The organism is Chloroflexota bacterium, assembly GCA_015478725.1.
GTDB lineage: Bacteria > Chloroflexota > Limnocylindria > Limnocylindrales > CSP1-4 > C-114.
Window position 1 is genome coordinate 1 of sequence record JADMIG010000131.1, and the last position, 1265, is coordinate 1265.

The window sequence follows — 1265 nt, forward strand, 5'->3', positions numbered from 1 at the left end:
CAAAATTACATTGTAGTCATGCCGCGATTTTAAATTCAGTCTGAACAAGATTGACGACTTCTCCCCATTGTTTGTTCATTTTAGTAACCCGCAACTGGAGCATGTTTTGCGCGCCCGTTTTAGTCCACCGCTGCCCTGAAAGCTTGAGTCGTTTTTGCACAACGGTTCGATGGGCTGATTCAATTGCCCCAGAACCAATTATCCCACAGCCAATTTTCAAGTATCTTTTGTAGTCCATCCGGTTTTGATTGGCGGTATAATAGTCCACAATCTTTTTGGTACTGGCCGGTGTTGAGTTTTGGTTTGTTATGTTCCGTATAACCCAGTGGAGTTTGCTTTCGAGCAACAGTTCTTTTTGACGCTGCACCCACTTTTTGACTTTTGCTTCCGTCTCAAAAGTGGCATTGGCAAATTCATAGAGATATTCGCAGGCATGGTAATAATCTAAAATAGACAATGCGTTGGGGTAACTGTCTTCAACCCAGTTCCTGATCCAAGGGGCACCATCGGAGATACATACCAACCGGTTGCCCACTGAGCCAAATGATTCGATCAATTTATCGGCATGCCCAATGAATGTTTGATGGTCACTCAGGTGGGCCAGGTATTGGGAGTTCCTTATCCAGCTTCGCTTTTCATCACTCCGTATACAATCCGTTGATTTGAACAACCGCCCCACCTTGACCTCTTTCCATCCTTCTTCCCGTGAAAAAATAAACGACCCATCAAATTCCATATATAATATTTCGTCCTTCGTTAACAGGGGCAGTAACCGTTTATCCTCTTCCCGTTCCTTTAACTCTGACCCATAGGTATCGGTTACCCGATAAACTTGGGACGTGCTCACGGATATCCCTAAAGTTTGCCCGAGCATTTCGGGGGCTTCGGCATAGCAATCCCTTTCCCCGTAAAGGATCATAAGCTCCTGTAATCGGGGACTGATGTGAAAACCGTTTACTTTTTTGCTCAGTGGGTTTGTGTAGGCAATGGCAAGGTCACCGAAAGACGTCTTCATCGTTTTTTTTTACGCTTCTCGATAGGTACGCTGCCTATCGTTTTCTCGAGCACTTCCCTGCCCAGTTCTTGCCATAGTTTGGCAAACCCCACCTCTAAATCATAAAAATTAACGTTGCCCTTGTTGAGTTCGCGAAGGGCATCATAGCGGCTTTCCGCTAGTGCTAAAAACTCCTCCTTTTTCATCTGTATTGGGTTTTAATTTGAATTCTATAAAATTAATGCTTCCTGTGTAATTTTGAAATACACCC

2 protein-coding genes are annotated in these 1265 nt (G+C 44.3%); both read right to left on the bottom strand.

The genetic code is table 11. The annotated features are described in order from the left end of the window. Positions 1-16 precede the first annotated feature (16 nt). Positions 17-1015, bottom strand: a complete 999-nt coding sequence (locus IVW53_16095) for a UPF0236 family protein (GenBank protein ID MBF6607082.1) — start codon at positions 1013-1015, stop codon at positions 17-19. Further along, positions 1012-1200, bottom strand: coding sequence for a hypothetical protein (locus IVW53_16100; protein MBF6607083.1), 189 nt, complete (start codon positions 1198-1200; stop codon positions 1012-1014). Before IVW53_16100 ends, IVW53_16095 begins: the two co-directional genes overlap by 4 nt. Positions 1201-1265 lie beyond the last annotated feature (65 nt).